Origin of the sequence: Pseudodesulfovibrio cashew (assembly GCF_009762795.1) — a bacterium.
Classification (GTDB): Bacteria; Desulfobacterota; Desulfovibrionia; order Desulfovibrionales; family Desulfovibrionaceae; genus Pseudodesulfovibrio; species Pseudodesulfovibrio cashew.
Window position 1 is genome coordinate 336,804 of sequence record NZ_CP046400.1, and the last position, 18,921, is coordinate 355,724.

Below are 18,921 nucleotides of genomic sequence, written 5' to 3' on the forward strand. Positions count from 1 at the left end.
CTTGGCTGAAAAGGTATTCTTCCGCCCGATGGATGAAGCATTGCGGTATGAACCTCGTTCAAGGATACAATGGACTTGCCCCTGTCTCTGAGAAATCTCAGCATCAAATACCGGCTCATGGTCTGGTTTACCGGGTTCATCTTCGTCAGTTCCCTGGTGGCCTCCTCCGTGGCCTATTACTCCATCCGAAGCTATGTTGAGCAGGACATCGTCTTGGACCTCGGCACGGCCACCGACGGCATCCTGACCATGGTCGGGACCTCGGCCAAGGTCTCGGTCCGCAACCGCTTGCGCGCCATCGCGGAAAAAAACATCGACATTCTGCACAGCCTGGAAAAAGCCGTCCAGGCCGGGAGCATGTCCCAGGCTGTGGCCAAGGAAACGGCCAAGAGGGTCCTGCTCAGCCAGACCATAGGCAAAACCGGATACATTTACGTGATCAAGTCCGATGGCGTGATCGTGGTCCATCCGTCCCAAGCCCTGGTCGGCAGAAACCTTTCCAAGGAGTCCCTGGGACAACAGCAGGCCAAACGGCACCGGGGATACCTGGAATACGAGTGGGCCAACCCCGATGACGAGGAGAAGCGCCCCAAGGCCATGTACATGGAATACTTCGCCCCCTGGGACTGGATCGTTTCCGTGTCCTCGTACCGGGACGAGTTCCGATCCCTCATCGACGTGGCCGACTTCCGCAAAAGCGTCCAGTCCTTCGCTCTCGGCGAAATAGGCCATGCCGCAATCCTGAACAACGAAGGGAAATACCTGGTCGCCCCGACCGCAACGGACGGCAAGCCTCACGACGCCATCTCCCCGGCCCTGCTCAACAGGATGAAGGGTCTGGACCATGGTCGTATCATCCACACGCCGGAAACCGGACCGAACAAGGGCAGGGCAACCATAACCTTTTTCCGACGGATACCGAACCTGGGATGGATCGTGACCGCTTCATCCTGCCTGGATGAGGCTTATGCGCCCCTGTACCGGCTTCGCAACATAATCCTGGGCATAGTAGCCTTCACCCTGCTCTGCTCCATTCCCCTTGCCCTGAAGCTCGGTTCGGCCGTGGCCACGCCGCTCACAAGACTGGCGGACAGCATGTCCAAGGCGGACAAGGGCGACCTGTCCGTACGGGCCGAGATCAACGGCCAGGGGGAAATCGGCCAACTTGCCCAGCGCTTCAATCAGTACATGGGGCAACTGGAGGAATACCGGGACGGCCTGGAAACCGAGATCGACGAACGCCGCCGCGCCGAGCAGCAGCTGAAGCTGTTCGCAATGGTTTTCGATAACGCCCTGGAAGGAATCACCATCAGCGACAAGAACGGGGCCATGCTGGCCGTAAACCCCGCCTTCACCGCCATCACCGGCTTCGAACCCGAGGAGGTGCTGGGGCAGAATCCGCGCGTGCTCAAATCGGAGCACCACAACAAGGATTTCTACCGGGAGATGTGGCAAAGCCTGATCGAATACGGCTCCTGGCATGGCGAAATCTGGAACCGGCGCAAGAACGGCGAGTCCTTCCCGGAAATCCTGAGCATCAGCTCCATCCGCGACGAGAACGGAAAAGTCTCCAATTACGTAGCGGTGTTCCATGACATTTCCGACATGAAGCGCAAGGACAAGGAGCTGGAGCACCAAGCGTACCACGACGCCCTGACCGGACTGCCCAACCGCGCCCTGGCCCATGACCGCCTGACCATGGCCATCGCCCACGCCCGGCGTGAAAATACCAAGGTGGCCATCCTCTACCTGGACATCGACGACTTCAAGAAGGTCAACGACCAGCTAGGATATTCGGCGGGCGACGTGCTCATTCAGGAGGTGGCCGACCGGCTCTCCACCCAGTTCCGCGACGCGGACACCGTGGCCAGGCTGGGCGGCGACGAATACCTGATCCTTGCCGAGCACATGGAGGATGAACGCGAGGTCGTGGAGCTGGCTGATCGCGTCCTGCTCTCCTTTGACGAGCCCTACCTGATCCACGGCCAGGAACTGACGATTACTCCCTCAGTGGGAGTGACCATGTACCCGGACGACGGCGACGACGCCGGCACGCTGATCCGCAACGCGGACATGGCCATGTACCAGGCGAAGTCCGCTGGGAAACGCAACTATCTGCTCTACACGCAGGAGATCAACGAGCGCATCTCCCGCCGCATCGAGCTGGAAAACGACATGCGCCGCGCCCTGAAGGAAGAGGAGTTCACGGTCTACTTCCAACCCAAGGTCAACCAGCGGACAGGAAAGGTGATGGGCATGGAGGCGCTGGTGCGCTGGAACAAGGCCGACGGCAGCGTGGTCAGCCCGGGCGATTTCATTCCCCTTGCCGAGGAAACCGGCCTCATAGTGCCCCTTGGCGAATATGTCCTGGGAGCCTCCTGCAAGGCCATGCAGCTCTTCGAAGGGCTGGGCTGCTCCAACATCAAGGTCTCGGTCAACCTCTCGCCCATCCAGTTCGAACAGCAAGACCTGGTAGAGATGGTCATCGCCAGCCTGGAACACAACGGGCTGAACCCGTCCAAGCTGGAATTGGAGATCACGGAGTCCACCCTCATGACCGATGTGAATGCCTCGGTTGCCAAGCTCGAACAGTTGGTGGACCACGGCATATCCATCTCCATCGACGACTTCGGGACGGGCCATTCCTCACTGTACTACCTGAAGAATTTCCCCATCGACGTGATCAAGATCGACCAGTCCTTCGTGCGGGACATCACCTCGGACGCTTCGGACGCCCAGATCGTGGAAACCATCATCCTCATGGCCAGGAATCTCGGCCTCGCGGTGGTGGCGGAAGGAGTGGAGACGGAGGAACAGCTGAGCCGCCTGAACGACTACGGTTGCGAACTCATCCAGGGATACTACTACAGCCCTCCGCTGCCTCTCGAAGGCATCGTCGCCTATCTTCAGGAAAGAAACACAGAGTGTTTCTGACCGGAACCGGGGGAGGTCAGGCCGGATTGAGCCTCAACGCTTCCCAGCCTCTTCGACACTAAAGGGACAGCACGGCAGCACGGCCAACTTCCGACATCGAAACCGCACATGACACCACGCAAGTTCCCCTTCATTCTCCGACTTCTCGTCCTGCTCCCGCTCATCGCCCTGCTCCCGCCTCTGCCCAAGGCGGCCGCGGCACCGACCTATCCCTGCCGCGTGGCAGCGGAGTTTCCGCACAACCCCGAATCATACACCCAGGGGCTCTTCGTCCACGACGGCAAGCTGTACGAATCCTCGGGCGGTTTCGGCGAATCCTACCTGGCCGTGGCCGATATCGAATCCGGCGACTACCTCCTGCGCATGCCGGTCCCCCGGAAATACTTCGCCGAAGGCATCGCCCCGTACCGGGACAGGCTGTTCCTCCTGACCTGGCTCTCCGGCACCGGCTTTCTCCACTCACTCGGCGACCTGGAACTTCTGACCTCCTTTGCCTACCGTCCCGCCGGGGACACCACCGAGGGATGGGGACTGACCTTCGACGGCCAGTGGTTCATCTCCAGCTCGGGAAAGGACTCGCTCCGTTTCCACGACCCGGAGGACTTTGCCATGATCGGCGGCATCAAGGTGCGCGACGGCAGGGAACCGGTCCGACTGCTCAACGAACTGGAATACGTGGGTGGCATGGTCCTGGCCAATATCTGGAAGCGCGACAGAATAGCGGTCATCGACCCCGAAAGCGGCAAGGTCCGGGCCTGGATCGACCTTTCGCCGCTCAGAAAACGGATCGCGCCCGCCAGCGGCGTGGCCAACGGCATTGCCTATGAAAAGGAAACGGGACGGCTGTTCGTCACCGGCAAGCACTGGGACAAGCTGTTCGAGATAACCGTGGACGAAGTGCTCTGGCGCAGGCCGGTGAGCATGGAACAACTCCCCCAGGCAAAACAGGCGGAGAAAAAGTAGCGAATTTCACCCCGAAAGAGACCGCTGTCTGCGCGGCAATGGGGGAGGAGCTTTCCGTCAACCCATGAAGTCCCGGCTCCAGCGGGCCAGGTTGATGGCCACCAGCAGGGCGCCCTCCCAGCGGGAGACTCGCCAGCCTGTTCTGAGCAGGATGAGCACCAGGCCGACCATGGCCACCAGCACCATGAGCCCCGAAAGGGCCTCGTGCGAGACGGGAAGCGGCTTGAGCAGGCAGGTCAGCCCCAGCACTCCGGCAAAGTTGAAGAAATCCGACCCGATCAGGTTGCCCAGGAGCATCTCGTTCTTGCCCCGGAGCGACGCGGCCAGGCAGGTGACCAGCTCAGGCAGGCTGGTGCCCGCGGCCACGATGGTCACGCCGATGACCCAGGAAGAGACCCCTAGCTTGGCGGCGATGGACGTGGCCGCCGTGACCATCAGGTGCCCTCCCCCTGCGATGGCGGTAAAACCACCCAGCAGAAGCAGCGCGTGCAGCCAATTGGCCTCCTTGCCGTCCAGATCGTCCAGTTCGTCGTCTCCCACGTTCTCCCGTTTCATGCCCAGATAGAGCAGATAGCCGATCAGCAACGCCAAGAGCGCACCGCCGAAGATCCTCCCCAGCTCACCGGTAAACGCCACGGCGAGAATGCACGCCGTGGTCAGGAACAGGAGCAGGCCGTCACGGTAGACAATGGTCCGGTTTGAGACCAGGGGCTTGATCATGGCCATCATGCCGAGGATGAAACCGAGGTTGAAGATGTTGGACCCGACCACGTTGGACAGAGAAATGTCGTTGTGCCCGCGCAGAGCCGCGTCCACGGTAACCAGGAACTCCGGGGCCGAGGTGCCCAGGGCCACGATGGTCAGGCCGATGACCAGCTCCGAGACATTGAACTTGCGGGCGATGAGCGCGGCCGAGGTGACGATCCAGTTGGCGCCGAACCAGAGCAGCACGGCGGAAACGGCGAAGGTGATGATATCGACGGTCATGGGGGTCGTTGTAGACTATGGGCGAAGACGGGGCAAGGACTACCGGTTCTGATCCGCCCGGTCCTTTTTCCACGCCTTGACGATCTCCGGCTTGGGTTCGGCCCAGTCCAGGACGGTCTCACGGGTAGGCGCGACCTCGATGACTTCGGAGGCCTCCCCACGCCGGACGCGGACCTTGATCTTTTCGCCCGTGGCCTCGAAGTGCCGACGCGCCTTGGTGGAATAGGAGGCGACAAGGGACGCGGCGTCGGCCACGGCCAGCGGCGTCCAGTCCCCTTCCAACGGTCGGCACACGGCCAGCGGGCCGGGAAAATCCACGGTCTTGAGTACGTAGTCGCCGGGCTGAACCTGGGCAGCGATGTCCGCGTTGTCGTCGGCCTTTCTGCCGAAGGTCAGCCAGTGGGCCCCGGCCCAGTACTGCCGCCCGACACGGGCCAGGGCGAAGTCGGAGACCGACGGACGCTCACGGTGGGTGAGCAGCTTGACGAAGCGGGCCGCTCCGTTGGCCTCGGTCAGGCAGCAGCCTCCCGCCGGTGTGGGAATCTCGGTGAAGCCGTAGTGCTCGGCCATGGCCATCTGGGGCTTGCGGCCCCGTCCGTACCAGTCGTGCAGCCGCTCGCGGTCTACCAGGCCGGACTCCTCCATGGGCGTGATCGGCTGCTTCTTCGCGCACAGGGGCCGAAGCAGCACGTCGCGGACGTCCGCCCGCTTGGTGATCAGGTTCAGGGCGTCCTCGCGCTGGCTCATGGGCCGCTGGCCGACCACCTCGCCCGAGATGAGAAATTTAGCCCCGTATTCATCCAGCAGCATCCTGGCGTGGGCCAGCATGGTGATCTTGCAGTCAATGCAGGGGTTGAGCCACTTGCCAAAGCCCTGAGACGGGCCGTCGAGCATCATGTCCACGTACTGCTGGCGGATATCCACCTCCACGGCGTCGATGCCGTAGTGTTCCTTCCAGAAGGGGATCAGCTCCGGTTTGCCGAAAAAAGGCGTGACAAAATGCAGGCCGAGGACCGTAAGACCCTGGTCCATGACCGTGCGCACAGCCAGGATCGAATCCAGGCCGCCGGAGAGCAAAGCAAGGGCGTCGTACTGTTTCACCGTGTTCGTCATGGACGGGACCATTAAGAGAGAATGGCGTGGAGAGCAAGTGCTATCGGTCAGTCGAGCCCTAATCCCCGGCCTGAATCCTCTTCAGGACCGCATTGAAACGGGCCAGGAATGCCGATGTCGACAGACCACGATCATCGAAATACTTGCGGGAAACAGGAGCCCCAAAAGGTCGCTTTTCACCAATGATCTTCGGACAGGGATAGATATCATCAAACTCCGGGGCATACTGTTCCTTGATGAAGGCTCCCACCGCCAGATCGCTGATGAACATGTCGATGCGCTCTTCGGCCGCCATGCGGAAGTGGGTCAACTCGGCACTGTTGCCCCGTGCCAGGTCCAACGAAAAAATCTCCGACTCCACGGCAGCGTCCCAATCCTCACCATAGGAATACCCCAGGCCGACTCCGATACGCAATCCAGCGAGGTCGTTGTAATCCTTCCAACAGGACGACAACTCCTTGCCTTTCTTCCACAGCTTCGTCGTGATGTAATATATGGGGGCGGAATATTGCATGAACGCTCTCCGCTCTTCATTAGTGGCGCACGGGAGCATCATGGGTATCAGCCCATGCCGCATATCCGCCAGGCAACGCTTGAAGGGCAAGACCGTCAATTTCGGCTCATATCCCATCTCGGTCAACACGGCTTTGATGGTGTCCACAGCCTGCCCATGTGGTGTGCCGTCATCGTCGACATACGCAAAGGGAGGAAAGATCCACACAGCCACATCAAACACGGGGGATTGTGCCTTGGCAGGCACGGCGATCAGACACAAAGCAACTGCTATAGCCCCAACCATGGCCAGGAACCGGGCTCTCGGCTCAAGCGAAACTATACATAAAGCAGATCTGTTCACTTCTTCATATTAATAAAAAACATAACAACAGGTCAATTCAAAAAAGGCCTCGGCGCACTCGCAGACGGGCTGGAATACCGGAAAACAATTTGGCTCGCTCCCGGAATCGACATCTGCTGCATAACAGATTGCAGTGCGCTGCCACGGGGGCGGCCGTTTCCCGCCTATAGATGCCGGTTGCCCGCCGTGCGTCTATCTGTTATCGAGACGTGTTGCTGAATTTGTTGCGCCCGTAACCCCTCAAGGAGACACCCATGGCACGTAAGGCCGTCGACCCCGAAGTCCTGAGAAAGGAAGCTCTCGGCACCGCTCTGACCACCATCGAACGCAAGTTCGGCAAGGGGTCCATCATGCGGCTCGACGACGAGGCGTCGCACTCCATTCCGTTCATCCCCACCGGTTCCATCGGCCTGGACATGGCCCTTGGCATCGGCGGCGTACCGCGTGGACGCGTCATCGAAATTTATGGTCCGGAATCCTCGGGCAAGACAACCCTGGCCCTGCACATCGTGGCCGAGGCCCAGAAGAGGGGCGGCAACGCTGCCTTCGTGGACGCCGAGCACGCCCTGGACCCGGGTTACGCCAAGCGCCTCGGCGTCAAGACAGACGAACTGCTCATCTCCCAGCCGGACTACGGCGAACAGGCCCTGGAGATCGCCGACCTGCTGGTCCGCTCCGGCGCCATGGACGTGGTGGTCATCGACTCGGTGGCCGCCCTCATCCCCCAGGCCGAGCTTGAGGGCCAGATGGGCGAGACCCAGGTGGGCGGCCAGGCGCGGCTCATGTCCCACGCCCTGCGCAAGCTGACCGGCACCATCCACAAGTCCAACTGCGTGGTCATCTTCATCAACCAAATTCGTATGAAGATCGGCATGACCGGCTACGGCAACCCCGAGACTACCTCGGGCGGCAACGCGCTCAAGTTCTACGCCTCCTGCCGCCTGGACATCCGCCGCATCCAGACCCTCAAGGACAAGGACGAGTCCTACGGCATCCGCGCCAGGATCAAGGTGGTCAAGAACAAGGTGGCCCCGCCCTTCCGCGAGGCCCTGGTGGACGTGCTCTACGGCCAGGGAATCTCCCGCATGGGCGAGCTCATCGACATGGGCGTGGAGCACGGCATCATCGAGAAGTCCGGCTCCTGGTTCGCCTTCGGTCCCGAGAAGCTCGGCCAGGGCAAGGAGAACGTCCGGCAACTGTTGCAGGAAAACCCGGACATCGCCGAGGCCGTCGAGGAAAAACTGATGCAGCATCTGGGATACCGCGAGGCCCCGGAAGCTGAAGAAGCCGGAGACGCCGGCGAATAGACAGACCTTTCCCGGATGAACCGCCCTGGGTTTCCGCCCGGGGCGCTTTTGTCTGGAGATTCTTAGTATTTGGAGAGAGTTAACACATGAAAGCTGCTGAAATCCGTAAACGCTTCCTGGAATATTTTCAGAGGAACGGCCACACCATCGTGGACTCCGCGCCGCTGATCCCCAAGGACGACCCGACGCTCATGTTCACCAACGCGGGCATGGTCCAGTTCAAGAAGCTCTTCCTGGGCCAGGAAAAGCGGGACTACATCCGAGCCACCACCTCCCAGAAGTGCCTGCGCGTGGGAGGCAAGCACAACGACCTGGAGAACGTGGGCCGCACCGCGCGCCACCACACCTTTTTCGAGATGCTCGGCAACTTCTCGTTCGGCGACTATTTCAAGGAAGACGCCATCAAGTTCTGCTGGGAGTTCCTCACCGAGGAGCTGAAGCTCGACAAGGATCGCCTCTACATCACCATCTACAAGGATGACGACGAGGCGGGCGAGCTGTGGCAGAAGGTGGCCGGCGTTCCGGCCGAGCGCATCTACCGCCTGGGCGAGAAGGACAACTTCTGGTCCATGGGCGACACCGGCCCCTGCGGTCCCTGCTCCGAGGTCCACTACGACCAGGGCGAGGAAGTGGGCTGCGGCCCGGACTGCGGCATCGGCAAGTGCGACTGCGACCGCTACCTGGAAATCTGGAACCTGGTGTTCATGCAGTACGACCAGGCCGAGGACGGTACCCGCACCGACCTGCCCCGCCCGTCCATCGACACGGGCATGGGCCTGGAGCGCATCGCCGCCGTGTGCCAGGGCGTGGCCTCCAACTACGAGACCGACCTGTTCCAGTCCATCATCCAGTACACCGCCGAGATGGCGGGCGTGAAGTACCGCGAGAACGAGGAGATCGACACCGCGCTCCAGGTCATCGCCGACCACTCCCGCGCCATCGCCTTCCTCATCCCGGACCAGGTGCTCCCCTCCAACGAGGGCCGCGGCTACATCCTGCGCCGCCTGATCCGCCGCGCCTACCGCTTCGGCAAGCTCATGGGCCTGGAAGGCTCCTTCCTCTGGAAGACCGCCAACAAGGTCGTCGAGGACATGGGCGATCACTACGCCGAGCTCAAGGAGACCCGCGACTTCATGATCGAGGTCGTGAAGGGCGAGGAAGAGGGCTTTGCCAAGACCCTGGACAAGGGCTTGGAGATGCTCGAAGAGGAGCTGGCCGAACTGACCAAGGCGGGAGCCAAGGTCGTGCCCGGCGAGACCACCTTCAAGCTCTACGACACCTACGGCTTCCCCATCGACATCGTGCGCGACATCGCCGAGAAGCAGGGCATCGACGTGGACGAGCCGGCCTTCGACGCGCTCATGAAGGAACAGAAGGAACGCTCCAAGGCCGCCTGGAAAGGCTCCGGCGAAAAGGACGTGGCCAGCCTGTTCCAGACCTTGCTCGAACAGGATGTCACCAGTGAATTTTCCGGCTACGAGGGCATGATCGATCAGTCTACGATCACCTACCTCCTCGACGCGGACGGCAACCTTGTCGACACCCTGCCCCAGGGCGAGGTGGGCTGGCTGGTTGCCGAGGTCACGCCGTTCTACGGCGAATCCGGCGGCCAGATGGGCGACACCGGCGAGATCGCCGCGTCCGGCGGCAAGGCCGTGGTCGTGGATACGGTCAAGCCGTCCCAGAAGCTCACCGCCCACAAGATCGAAGTGGCCGAGGGCACCATGAAGGTCGGCGAGTCCGCCTTCCTCAACGTGGACCGGGGCCAGCGTCTGGCCACCATGCGCAACCACACCGTGACCCACCTGCTGCACGCCGCCCTCCAGAAGGTGCTCGGCGACCATGCCAAGCAGGCGGGTTCCCTGGTGGGCCCCGACAGGCTGCGTTTCGACTTCACCCACATCAAGAAGCTCTCCCCCGAGGAGATCGAGCAGGTGGAGGCCATCGTCAACCAGAACATTCTCGACGCCATCCCGGTGGACCGCGAGGTCATGTCCATCGAGGCCGCACAGGCCAAGGGTGCCACCGCCCTGTTCGGCGAGAAATACGGCGACACCGTCTCGGTCATCGAAGTGCCGGGCGTGTCCATGGAATTCTGCGGCGGTACCCACCTGGACAACACCGGCATCGCCGGATCGTTCGTCATCATCAGCGAGTCCGGCGTGGCCGCCGGCATCCGGCGCATCGAGGCGGCGACGGGCGGCAACGCCACCGCCTACCTCGGAGGCCGCAGCAAGGCGGCGGCGGAAGCCTCGGCCCTGCTCAAGGCCCAGCCCGTCGACCTGCCCGGCAAGGTCAAGGACCTCCAGCAGCAGGTCAAGGACATGCAGAAGGAGATGAAGTCCCTCCAGGCCAAGCTCGCCTCGGGCGCAGGCCGTGACATGATGAGCGAGATGGAGGAGATCGGCGGCGTAAAGGTCCTGGCCGTTGAGCTGGAGGCCCCGAACATGGGCGTCATGCTGGAGCAGATGGACGCCCTGCGCTCCAAGGTCGACTCCGGCATCATCTGCCTGCTGGCCGGTCACGACGACGGCAAGGTTTCCGTGGCCCTGGCAGTGACCAAGGACCTGCACGGCCGCTTCAAGGCGGGCGACCTGATCAAGCCCGTTGCCGGCGAAGTCGGCGGCGGGGGCGGCGGCCGCCCGGACCTGGCTCGCGCCGGCGGCTCCGATGCGGCGGGGATTCCCAACGCCATCGCCAAGCTCAAGGAGATCGTGGCCGGGTAACGGGCGCGTTCATTCAGGAAATTCAGCGGCGCATGCTTTATAAGCATGCGCCGCTTTTTTCGTGGGAACGCGCGGAAAGGGGAAGAGGTCGTTCTGTTCGGAGGTTGTAGGGAGAAGCAAAGAAGAGAGGGATGAAGAAATATGGAAGCCGCCTATCGGCGGCGATTGATGGAGGAAGGGTTTCGCCCCTTCCGGGCCGACTTACTTTTGGACCAGAGCGCCCAAAAGTAAGCAAAAGTCGCTCTGTTGGTGCTTCAGCGCGATCTCGGGACCAAGAGCCGCTAACACGGCTTCCGCTGCCCAAAAGCGAAAGCCTGCGGGCAGGCGCGCTTCGGGCTGCACTTCAGCCGTGTAAAAGCGGCTCTAAGCCCCGAGCTCGATGACCGGTCGCCGCCGGGGTGATTGGTAGCTTACCGGATGAGGTAATTCTTTTTTGCCCGTCAAATCGAGCTAGCACCCAGCTATGCGATAAGGGCAACTTGTCATCGCCACCAAGTCGAGCGGCCTCGCTGTGACGGGCCAGAAAAAGCAATTCGGCGCTCCGACTTCCTCTTCTGAGGTCCGCAGTGAGCCCCTTGCTCACGGGCCTAGAAGCTCACCAACCTGGTCGGCGGCTCTTCTGTCGTGACCTGCACGAAGTGGGACGGCCTCCGAATACGAAGACAGGCAGAGCGTTCCACTCAACGAAGTCCGGAGCCGACCGGGTTGGATGAGATTGTCGCCAGCGAGCACCGGGGCGGGGATGCCCCTCCAAGCGCCTTTTCTTTCGTCTATTTCTTTTGGCGCAGCAAAAGAAATGGACCCCGCCGGGAGGGCATGGAGGGCTTTTGGGGGCAAAGCCCCCAAACCCGGCTCTCCACGCGCTGCAAGCACGATTCCCGGAGGTGGCGGAGCGGAACGCTCCAACACCGGCTCTTTTCACGCCACAGGCGTGAACCTGGAAGCGAGGGGCGCAGGCCCCAACGCTGACTCTCAGGACGCGCCGCAGGCGCCCCCTCCCCCCTTCGTTATTCCATCTGCGACAAATGGTTGTCCTGCCCTGCCCGCTAATGCTATGGTCCACTTCACCCGTACGCAATGATCTGGAGGCTTCCCAATTTTGTCTGCGATTTTCACTGTTTCCGAACTCACCCGCTCCGTGAAGAATTTACTCGAAGCGGAGTTTCCCTTTGTTTGGGTTCGCGGACAGGTCTCCAATCTCGCCAGACCGGCCAGCGGACACATCTATTTTACCCTCACCGACGGCGACGCGGCGCTGTCCGTTGTCTGGTTCAAATCCGCCCAGGCAGCCAGCCAGCCCGTGACCGATGGGGGCGAACGCATCAATCCCCTGACAGGAGAGGTGGAGGAAACGGCCGGCACCACGGCCCTCAGCGGCAGTGGTCTCGAGGAAGGCATGGAGGTGCTCTGCGCAGGCCGCCTCAACGTCTATGAGCCGCGCGGCCAGTACCAGCTTGTTGCCGAGCTGGTCCAGGACCAGGGCGTCGGCGACCTGGCCATCGCCTTTGAGGCGCTGAAGAAGAAGCTGAGCGAAAAAGGCTACTTCGACGAGGACCGAAAAATGGCCATCCCGCGCAATCCCAAACGCGTGGCGGTGATCACCTCCCCTTCGGGAGCGGCCATCCGGGATTTCCTGCGCATCGCGGACACGCGGGGAACCGGCGCTGAAATACGAATTTATCCGTCCCTCGTACAGGGGGACCTGGCCCCGGAACAGTTGGCCAAAGCGCTCGACCAAGCAGACGCCGAAGGCTGGGCCGAGGTGGCGGTGCTCATCCGCGGAGGAGGGTCCCTTGAGGACCTCTGGGCGTTCAACACCGAGCCCGTGGCCGACGCCATCTACCGCTCGCGCTTGCCGGTGGTCACTGGAGTGGGGCATGAGCCGGATGTGTCCATCGCCGACTTCGTGGCGGACAAGCGCGCCGCCACGCCGAGCCATGCGGCCCAGGAGCTCTGGCCCCGGCGGGAAACCCTGGCCCAGCGGTTGGACGACCTGGAACTGGCCATGACACGCGCCTATACCGGCTGGTTGCTCTCCAAGGGGACGGATTTCGAGCACCTGCGCCGAGCCTTGGTCTGGCTCTCGCCCGAACGCAGGCTGGAGCGCATGAGCGACCGCTACGCCGGTCTGCTCACCCGGCTGGAGGACGCCGGACAGGATCTGATTTTCAACAAACACCGTGACGCTCGGGATTGTGTTGAACGCCTCGGGAGGGCCTACGGTCCCGGAAGGATGCGCGCCCTTTCTGCGGAGACCGCTTCCTGGGTGCGGCGCATGAGCAACGCCTACAATACGCGCAGAACCGAGGATACCGCCCGTCAGACCGGCGCGCTCGTCCAGCGCCTGCGCACGGCCATGGAGCGATTGGCCGAAGACCGCAGCCAAGAACTGAAACTGGCCGATACCGCCCTGTCCGGGCTCAACCCGGAGGCCCCGCTGGAACGCGGCTACGCCCTGATTCGGGTGGAACGCACCGGACAATTTTTACGCAACCCGAAAGAGGTGACGAATGGCGACGCTCTTGCTATCAGAGTCAGGGAAGGCAACGTCACCGCCGTGGTCACATCCGGCGGTTCGACTTTTTCGGAGAATAAATGAAACGAATTTGGACAGTTATACTATTGACAGTAGCCATGGCGCTTTTGCCCATGGTTCCGACATCGGTGACGGCCCAGGATTACGGGCTGGAGGACGGGGATAATATAGGCCTGCTAATGCCTGGAGAAGCCAAGGCCGCCGAAACCGATTCCACTGCCCGGGCCGGAGGAGCCACTGTGCTCGCCGCGCCCGGGCGCATAGGGGAAGGCAAGCCCTTCCTGGTCCGACTTACCTCGGACCAGCCCCTGGATTCGGTCTCCATCCACTGGCTGGGCAAGGAAGTTGTCCCGTCCATCTCGGTCTGGAACAACCGCCATGTGGCCCTTGCCATGCTCGGCACCGACGTGCTGAACGCCAAGCCGGGCAAGCAGGAGCTGGACGTCATCGCTTCCATAGACGGCAAGGAGAACACTTTCCGCCGTACCGTGCAGATAGTCCCCGTGGACTACCCCAAGCAGGAGCTGACCCTGCCTGAGAAAATGGTCACCCCGCCCAAGGCGGTCTACGACCGGATCAAGGCAGACCGCGTGGCAACGGCCAAGGCCAAGAACACCGTCTCGCCCAAACGCACCTGGCAGCTGCCCTTCGAACGCCCGGTGGAAGGCAAGATCACCAGCCTGTACGGAATGCGCCGCATTCTCAACGGCAAGCCCAAGAACCCGCACCGGGGGCTGGATTTCCGCTCTCCCATGGGCAACCCCGTCAAGGCCACGGCTGACGGCGTGGTCATCCTGGTGGGCGACCACTACTACGCGGGCAACTCGATCTACATCGACCACGGCAACGGCGTGGTCTCCATGTATTTCCACCTGTCCAAGCCCACGGTCAAGGAAGGCGACTCGGTCTCACGTGGCCAGACCATCGCACTCTCCGGCATGTCCGGACGGGCCACGGGCCCCCATCTCCACTATTCCGTCTCGGTTCTTGGGAAGCTGGTTGACCCCGAGCCCTTATTGAAAAGCACCACTGACGAACTCTTGAAATAATTACATATTGATTACCATCCCACGAGGGAACCCATGGCAGAAGATAGCTTTGAAACACGACTGGACCGACTGAAGTCCATCGTCGATAAACTGGAGCGTGGCGACCTGCCCCTGGAAGAGGGCGTGGCCCTCTACAAGGAGGGCCTGACCCTGGCCAAGGCCTGTGGCAGACAGCTCGAATCCGCGAGAAACGAAGTGAAAATCGTGTCCGAGGGACTGGTCAAGGAGTTCGAAGCCCTGGAAAACCTGGGGGCTCCGGATGACGATTAAGGAGCAACTCGCGCGGCGCGCCGCCGGGGTCGAGACGTACCTGACCGGCTGCCTCAAGGACCGGGGCATCCCTGAGAGGCTGCTCGCCTCAATGGAGTATTCCCTGCTGGCGGGCGGCAAACGGCTCAGGCCGGTGCTGGTCCTCTCCTGGGCCAAGATGCTCGGCGGCCCGGACATCGATGACGCGGTCATGCCCTTTGCGGCCAGCCTCGAGTGCATCCACACCTACTCGCTCATCCACGACGACCTCCCGGCCATGGACGATGACGACCTGCGGCGCGGCAAGCCCTCCAACCACAAGCAATTCGACGAGGCCACGGCTATTCTGGCGGGCGACGGCCTGCTCACCGAGGCCTTCGGGCTGATGAGCGCGGCGTCCATTGTCAAGGGGCTCCCTGCGGACCGCGTCCTGCGTGCCATCCTCGTGCTGGCCAAGGCGGCGGGTGCGGGCGGCATGGTCGGCGGCCAGGCTGTGGACATGGAATTCACCGGACGGGACGGCGTCCCCCTCGAAGAGTTGCGCGGCATGCACGCCATGAAGACCGGAGCGCTGATCACGGCGGCCTGCGAGTGCGGCGCGATCCTGGCAGGCGGCAATGAGACAGATGTGGACAAGGCGCGCGGTTTCGGCAAAGCCATCGGCGTGGCCTTCCAGATCGTGGACGACGTACTCGACGTGGTCTCCGACACCGAGACTCTGGGCAAACCCGCCGGGAGCGACGAAGCCATGGGCAAGTCCACCTACCCCGCCCTCATCGGCCTGGAACGCAGCAAGGAGCTGGCGGGCGAGCACATCGACACGGCCCTTACCCATCTTTCCGGCTACCAAGGCGAGGAAAAGGGCTTCCTCTCGGAATTGGCGCGCTACATTGTAGACAGAGTGTATTGATTGGCATATCCTTTCCCGCCTATGACTGATGAACTTCAGAAAATGACCCTGCTGCCCCGGATCAAGAAGCCTGCGGACGTCCAGCTCCTCTCCGTGGAAGAGCTTGAAATCCTTGGACAGGAGCTCCGCGACACCATCATCGGCACCGTGGCGGCCCATGGCGGGCACCTGGCCCCGTCCCTCGGCGTCATCGAACTGACCATGGCCCTGTTCAAGAGCTTCGACATCGGCACGGACAAGCTCGTCTGGGACGTGGGACATCAGGCATACGCGCACAAGCTGCTCACCGGCCGCGTGGAGGATTTCCATACCCTGCGGCAGAAGGACGGCATCTCCGGATTCCCCAGACCGGCGGAATCCGAGTACGACCACTTCGGTGTGGGACACTCTTCCACCTCCATTTCTGCCGCTCTGGGCATGGCCATGGCCCGCGACCTCAAAGGGGAAGACCACGAAGTCATCGCGGTCATCGGCGACGGCTCTCTCACTGCCGGGCTCGCCTTCGAGGGCCTGAACCAGGCAGGCGACCTGGGCCGCAAGATGGTGGTCGTGCTCAACGACAACGAGATGTCCATCTCCCGCAACGTGGGAGCCATCTCCCAGTTCCTCAGCCGCAAGATGACCACGCCCTTCCTGCAGCGCCTCAAGACCGACGTGGAAGGCCTCCTCGGCACCATCCCCAAGATTGGCGGCGACCTGGCTGGCTACGCCAAACGGTACGGTGACTCGGTCAAGTCCTTCTTCACCCCGGGCATCCTGTTCGAGGCATTCCACTTCACCTACGTGGGTCCCATCGACGGGCACAACACCGCGCAGATGGTCAAGGTCTTCGAAGAGGTCAAGAAACTGGACAAGCCGGTGCTGGTCCACGTGATGACCACCAAGGGCAAGGGCTACGAGCCTGCCGAGTCCGACCCCACCTCCTTTCACGGGGTGGGCAAGTTCATCCCGGAGACCGGGCTGGCACGCAAATTTTCCGGCTCCGGCCTGCCCTCCTACACCTCCATCTTCGGTTCCACCCTCTGCAACCTGGCGGCCAAGGACGACAAGATCATGGCTATCACCGCGGCCATGCCCGAGGGTACGGGCACGGAGTGCTTCCACAAGAAGTACCCGGAGCGCTTCGTGGACGTGGGCATCTGCGAGCAGCACGCGGTCACTTTTGCCGCCGGACTGGCCACCCAGGGCTACAAGCCCGCCGTGGCCATCTACTCCACCTTCATGCAGCGGGCCTACGACCAGATCATCCACGACGTCTGCCTCCAGAACCTGAACGTAAATTTCTTCCTGGACCGGGGCGGCCTGGTCGGCGAGGACGGCGCGACCCACCACGGGGTCTTCGACCTCAGCTTCCTGCGGCACATCCCCAACCTGGTGCTCATGGCCCCCAAGGACGAGGCCGAGCTGGCCCAGATGATGGCCACGGCCTTTGCCCATGAAGGTCCCTGCGCCATGCGCTATCCGCGCGGCACCGGCGTGGGCGCGAAGGTCTCCAAGACTCCGCGCAAGATCGCCATAGGCAAGGGCGAGCTGGTCCGCGAAGGCGAAGACGCCGTGATCATCACCCTCGGCTCGCGGGTCTATCCCGCCATGGAGGCGGCCATGGAACTGGAAGGCAAGGACGACATCAAGGTGGCGGTCTTCAACACACGGTTCGTCAAGCCTCTGCCCAAAAAACAACTCCTTGAGCTGGCCGACCGCTACGACCGCATCCTCCTGGTGGAGGAAAACGTCATGGCCGGGGGCTTCGGCTCCGCCGTGCTGGAGATGCTCAACGAGAACGACGCGCTCCAAGGCAAGCGGATCAAGCAACTCGGCCTGCCTGACCAGTTCATCGAGCACGGCACCCAGCGCGAGCTGCGGTCCATGGTCGGCATCGACTCCGAGGGCATCAAGCGGGCCATCAAGGCGTTGCTCAAGTAGCCCGAAATCAGAACCAGATGAGAATGCCGCCTTCGGCGGCCAGCGTCAGCTCCTGGGCCGAGCCAGGTCGGCTTTAGAGATGAAGACAGCAGAGATAAGGGGCGCCCCCTTTGGAAACCCTCCCCTGCCTTCGGCAAAGCCGCGACCTGGCGTGTTGGATTCCCCTGCCCCTGTGGGCTGCGGGCTCGCTGGTGCGTTTCTCCTCTTGGCCTTCAGAATTTCTTGTACCCTCATCGCAAAACGCGAATGGCATCCTTACCCGGCGTGGTGCAGGATCAGGGCAGTTTCAAGCCCCGACCTTCCACCGCAACTCAAGGATCAGCCATGAAGATACATCAACTCCGCAACGCCACCATCATCGTCCATCTGAACGAACGCCGCCTGCTCATCGACCCCATGCTCGGGGATGTGGGCGCGTTTCGCGGTTTCAAGCGCTTCGGGCCGGGCAAACGCCCCAATCCCCTCGTCCCACTGGCAAAAGGCGCTCACGAGGCCCTGGAGGAGGTCACGGACTGCGTCATCACCCACTGCCAGCGCGGTCACCTCGATCACATCGACCCTGACGGAGCCGGCTTCCTCACGGAGCACGACATCCCGGTCTGGTCCGTGGCCGACGACTTCGCCTATCTCCGCGAACAGGGGCTCGCTCCCCGCGAATTAGTTGACGGCACCTTCGGCATGACCATCCGCGCCATCGACGCCCGCCACGGCCACGGCCCGGAGGGTGACATGCTCGGGCCTGGCCACGGCTGGTATATCGCCGCGCCGAATGAGCCGTCCCTTTACCTGACCGGCGACACCGTGCTCATCGACGCGGTACGCACCGCCATCGCAGTACTCAAGCCGGACGTCATCGTGGCCCCGGCCGGGTGTGCCAATTTCGGACAGGGGCAGGACATTCTCTTCCCCCTGGAGGAGTTGGTGGAGTTGGCCCGGCTTGCACCCGGCATTGTCGTCTTCAACCACATGGAGGCCCTGGACCACTGCCCCACCACGCGGCAGGAGTTGCGCATTCTGTTGGAGGCCGAAGGAGTCGGGCATAAGTGCCGCATCCCCGAGGACGGCGAGATGGTTGGGATTTAGCCTCCGGCGACTGGGGAAAGGGGAAGAGGGGCACCCTTTTGAAAAGGGCTTCCCCTCTTCCCCTTTCCCCCAGACCCCCTATCCCCTTCTCCCCTCCTAAACTTTTTAGCGCGCCTTCGGCGAGGTAGGGAGACAGGAAAAACGGTGCCAGCCATAGCGTGTACCAGCCTATAATACCATACTAAACACACTGTCCTCGTTGCCAGCCGCAGTATGCGAACAGACAACGCACAATAAGAAGGTACCTTTTTATCTTGACACTCCACCATAACGACATATATTTCT

At 62.1% G+C, this 18,921-nt stretch carries 13 protein-coding genes; 10 read left to right on the top strand and 3 right to left on the bottom strand.

Annotation, left to right across the window (positions count from 1 at the left end):
* Positions 1 to 75: 75 nt before the first annotated feature.
* Positions 76 to 2,934, top strand: coding sequence for a bifunctional diguanylate cyclase/phosphodiesterase (locus GM415_RS01495; protein ID WP_158946078.1), 2,859 nt, complete (start codon positions 76 to 78; stop codon positions 2,932 to 2,934).
* A gap of 108 nt (positions 2,935 to 3,042) precedes the next feature.
* Positions 3,043 to 3,897, top strand: a complete 855-nt coding sequence (locus GM415_RS01500) for a glutaminyl-peptide cyclotransferase (RefSeq protein ID WP_158946079.1) — start codon at positions 3,043 to 3,045, stop codon at positions 3,895 to 3,897.
* Between the two features lie 57 nt (positions 3,898 to 3,954).
* On the opposite strand, the gene GM415_RS01505 is transcribed toward GM415_RS01500, so the two are convergent.
* From GM415_RS01505 to GM415_RS01515, 3 genes are read right to left on the bottom strand one after another with little or no spacing between them, the layout of a single operon-like run.
* Positions 3,955 to 4,884, bottom strand: coding sequence for a calcium/sodium antiporter (locus GM415_RS01505; RefSeq protein WP_158946080.1), 930 nt, complete (start codon positions 4,882 to 4,884; stop codon positions 3,955 to 3,957).
* Positions 4,885 to 4,923: 39 nt separating this feature from the next.
* The gene (locus tag GM415_RS01510; RefSeq protein ID WP_199244320.1) at positions 4,924 to 5,997 is read right to left on the bottom strand and encodes a tRNA(5-methylaminomethyl-2-thiouridylate) methyltransferase; all 1,074 of its coding nucleotides are present in this window, start codon (positions 5,995 to 5,997) and stop codon (positions 4,924 to 4,926) included.
* A gap of 58 nt (positions 5,998 to 6,055) precedes the next feature.
* On the bottom strand, positions 6,056 to 6,796 hold the full coding sequence (locus GM415_RS01515) for a substrate-binding periplasmic protein (RefSeq protein ID WP_242012311.1): 741 nt from the start codon (positions 6,794 to 6,796) through the stop codon (positions 6,056 to 6,058).
* A 311-nt stretch (positions 6,797 to 7,107) separates the two neighbouring features.
* Between GM415_RS01515 and recA the strand changes: the two genes are divergently transcribed.
* From recA to GM415_RS01555, 8 genes are all read left to right on the top strand, one after another.
* Positions 7,108 to 8,160, top strand: a complete 1,053-nt coding sequence (recA, locus tag GM415_RS01520; RefSeq protein ID WP_158946082.1) for a recombinase RecA — start codon at positions 7,108 to 7,110, stop codon at positions 8,158 to 8,160.
* 86 nt (positions 8,161 to 8,246) lie between these two features.
* Positions 8,247 to 10,886, top strand: a complete 2,640-nt coding sequence (alaS, locus tag GM415_RS01525; protein WP_158946083.1) for an alanine--tRNA ligase — start codon at positions 8,247 to 8,249, stop codon at positions 10,884 to 10,886.
* A gap of 1,099 nt (positions 10,887 to 11,985) precedes the next feature.
* A complete protein-coding gene (gene xseA, locus GM415_RS01530) occupies positions 11,986 to 13,485 on the top strand; it encodes an exodeoxyribonuclease VII large subunit (RefSeq protein ID WP_158946084.1) in 1,500 nt (499 codons plus the stop codon).
* Positions 13,482 to 14,471: a M23 family metallopeptidase gene (locus tag GM415_RS01535; protein WP_158946085.1), complete on the top strand. Its 990-nt coding sequence runs from the start codon at positions 13,482 to 13,484 to the stop codon at positions 14,469 to 14,471. The genes xseA and GM415_RS01535 overlap by 4 nt, the downstream gene beginning before the upstream one ends.
* Before the next feature lie 33 nt (positions 14,472 to 14,504).
* Positions 14,505 to 14,741: an exodeoxyribonuclease VII small subunit gene (gene xseB, locus GM415_RS01540; RefSeq protein WP_158946086.1), complete on the top strand. Its 237-nt coding sequence runs from the start codon at positions 14,505 to 14,507 to the stop codon at positions 14,739 to 14,741.
* Positions 14,731 to 15,630 carry a polyprenyl synthetase family protein gene (locus GM415_RS01545; RefSeq protein WP_158946087.1) on the top strand — a complete coding sequence of 300 codons (900 nt, stop codon included), beginning with the start codon at positions 14,731 to 14,733 and terminating at the stop codon, positions 15,628 to 15,630. Before xseB ends, GM415_RS01545 begins: the two co-directional genes overlap by 11 nt.
* Before the next feature lie 21 nt (positions 15,631 to 15,651).
* Positions 15,652 to 17,553, top strand: a complete 1,902-nt coding sequence (gene dxs / locus GM415_RS01550; RefSeq protein WP_158946088.1) for a 1-deoxy-D-xylulose-5-phosphate synthase — start codon at positions 15,652 to 15,654, stop codon at positions 17,551 to 17,553.
* Positions 17,554 to 17,877: 324 nt separating this feature from the next.
* Positions 17,878 to 18,636: an MBL fold metallo-hydrolase gene (locus GM415_RS01555; RefSeq protein ID WP_158946089.1), complete on the top strand. Its 759-nt coding sequence runs from the start codon at positions 17,878 to 17,880 to the stop codon at positions 18,634 to 18,636.
* The last annotated feature ends 285 nt before the right edge of the window (positions 18,637 to 18,921 follow it).